Below are 2,888 nucleotides of genomic sequence, written 5' to 3'. Positions count from 1 at the left end.
ATAAAAAAGGCCAACCTCTTTCGAGATTGGCCTTTTCTATTATATTAAAGCCTGGCAGTGACCTACTTTCACATGGGAACTCCCACACTATCATCGGCGCTAAGTCGTTTCACTTCTGAGTTCGGGATGGGATCAGGTGGTGCCAACTCGCTATGGCCGCCAGGCATAACTGGCATAGTCAGTTCAATACTGACTCTCGGAAATCGGTAACAAGTTTTTGTTGTAAAGTGTCTCGCAACACCCCAAGTTCCCTTGGGGTTATATGGTCAAGCCTCACGGGCAATTAGTACTGGTTAGCTCCATACATTACTGCACTTCCACACCCAGCCTATCAACGTGGTAGTCTTCCACGGCCCTTCAGGGGATTAAATCCCAGTGAGAACTTATCTTGAGGGGGGCTTCCCGCTTAGATGCTTTCAGCGGTTATCCCGTCCGTACATAGCTACCGGGCAATGCTGTTGGCACAACAACCCGAACACCAGGGGTACGTCCACTCCGGTCCTCTCGTACTAGGAGCAGCTCCTCTCAATTCTCAAACGCCCACGGCAGATAGGGACCGAACTGTCTCACGACGTTCTAAACCCAGCTCGCGTACCACTTTAAATGGCGAACAGCCATACCCTTGGGACCGGCTACAGCCCCAGGATGTGATGAGCCGACATCGAGGTGCCAAACACCGCCGTCGATGTGAACTCTTGGGCGGTATCAGCCTGTTATCCCCGGAGTACCTTTTATCCGTTGAGCGATGGCCCTTCCATTCAGAACCACCGGATCACTATGACCTACTTTCGTACCTGCTCGACGTGTCTGTCTCGCAGTCAAGCACACTTTTGCCATTGCACTAACCGCATGATGTCCGACCATGCTTAGTGTACCTTCGTGCTCCTCCGTTACAATTTGGGAGGAGACCGCCCCAGTCAAACTACCCACCATACACTGTCCCTCGCCCAGATAATGGGCGTAGGTTAGAACTCCAAACATACCAGGGTGGTATTTCAAGGACGACTCCACGATAACTAGCGTCATCGCTTCTACGTCTCCCACCTATCCTACACAAGTAGGTTCAAAGTTCAGTGCAAAGCTGTAGTAAAGGTTCACGGGGTCTTTCCGTCTAGCCGCGGGTATACGGCATCTTAACCGCAATTTCAATTTCACTGAGTCTCTGGTGGAGACAGTGTGGCCATCGTTACGCCATTCGTGCAGGTCGGAACTTACCCGACAAGGAATTTCGCTACCTTAGGACCGTTATAGTTACGGCCGCCGTTTACTGGGGCTTCGATCAAATGCTTCGCCTAAACTAACATCATCAATTAACCTTCCAGCACCGGGCAGGCGTCACACCCTATACGTCCTCTTTCGAGTTTGCAGAGTGCTGTGTTTTTAATAAACAGTCGCAGCCACCTGGTCATTGCAACCCCCTTCAGCTCCGTGAGCAAGTCACTTCACCTAACAGGGGCACACCTTCTCCCGAAGTTACGGTGCTATTTTGCCTAGTTCCTTCACCAGAGTTCTCTCAAGCGCCTTAGAATTCTCATCCCATCCACCTGTGTCGGTTTGGGGTACGGTTTGTTATTACCTGAAGCTTAGAGACTTTTCCTGGAAGCAGGGTATCAATCACTTCGCGCCTAATGGCACTCGTCGTCCTGTCTCAGCTTAGCCAAACGGATTTTCCTATTCAGCACGCCTACGCAGTTAAACCAACATATCCAACAGTTGGCTGACCTAACCTTCTCCGTCATCCCATCGCAGTAATAACAAGTACAGGAATATTAACCTGTTTCCCATCGACTACGCATTTCTGCCTCGCCTTAGGGGCCGACTCACCCTGCTCCGATTAACGTTGAGCAGGAAACCTTGGATTTTCGGCGAGGGGGCCTCTCACCCCCTTTATCGTTACTCATGTCAGCATTCGCACTTGTGATATCTCCAGCATGCTTCTCAACACACCTTCACAGACTTACACAACGCTCCTCTACCATGCGTGTAAACACGCATCCATAGCTTCGGTATATGGCTTAAGCCCCGGTACATCTTCCGCGCAGGCCGACTCGACTAGTGAGCTATTACGCTTTCTTTAAAGGGTGGCTGCTTCTAAGCCAACCTCCTAGCTGTCTGGGCCTTCCCACATCGTTTTCCACTGAGCCATAATTTTGGGACCTTAGCTGATGGTCTGGGTTGTTTCCCTTTTGACGACGGACGTTATCACCCGCCGTCTGTCTCCCGTAATTGCACTTCTCGGTATTCGGAGTTTGCATGGGGTTGGTAAGTCGGGATGACCCCCTAGCCCAAACAGTGCTCTACCCCCGAGAGTGAGATACGAGGCGCTACCTAAATAGCTTTCGAGGAGAACCAGCTATCTCCTGGCTTGATTAGCCTTTCACTCCGATCCACAGTTCATCTCCGCATTTTTCAACATACGTGAGTTCGGACCTCCAGTTAGTGTTACCCAACCTTCATCCTGACCATGGATAGATCGCCAGGTTTCGGGTCTAATCCATGCAACTAGTCGCCCTATTAAGACTCGGTTTCCCTGCGCCTCCCCTATTCGGTTAAGCTCGCTACATAAATTAAGTCGCTGACCCATTATACAAAAGGTACGCAGTCACAGAACAAGTCTGCTCCTACTGCTTGTACGCACACGGTTTCAGGTTCTATTTCACTCCCCTCAACGGGGTTCTTTTCGCCTTTCCCTCACGGTACTGGTTCACTATCGGTCGATAAGGAGTATTTAGCCTTGGAGGATGGTCCCCCCATGTTCAGACAAGGTTTCTCGTGCCCCGCCCTACTTGTCGCAAGCCTAGTACCATTAACGCATTTTCATGTACGGGGCTATCACCCTGTATCGCTAGCCTTTCCAGACTATTCCACTAATACGTTAATTATCACTT

The 2,888-nt window shown here is 50.5% G+C and carries 2 rRNA genes (1 of these 2 cut by a window edge); both read right to left on the bottom strand.

Going from position 1 to position 2,888, the window contains the following annotated elements:
- Positions 1-49: 49 nt before the first annotated feature.
- Positions 50-164: ribosomal RNA gene (rrf, locus tag AC13DA_RS00045) — 5S ribosomal RNA — on the bottom strand.
- A gap of 98 nt (positions 165-262) precedes the next feature.
- A 23S ribosomal RNA gene (locus AC13DA_RS00040) occupies positions 263-2,888 on the bottom strand; it runs 270 nt beyond the window's last position.

The organism is Methylophaga sp. F-2 (assembly GCF_056859315.1).
Note: the sequence above shows the minus strand (reverse complement) of the source record. Positions and strands in the feature narration are given on the sequence as shown.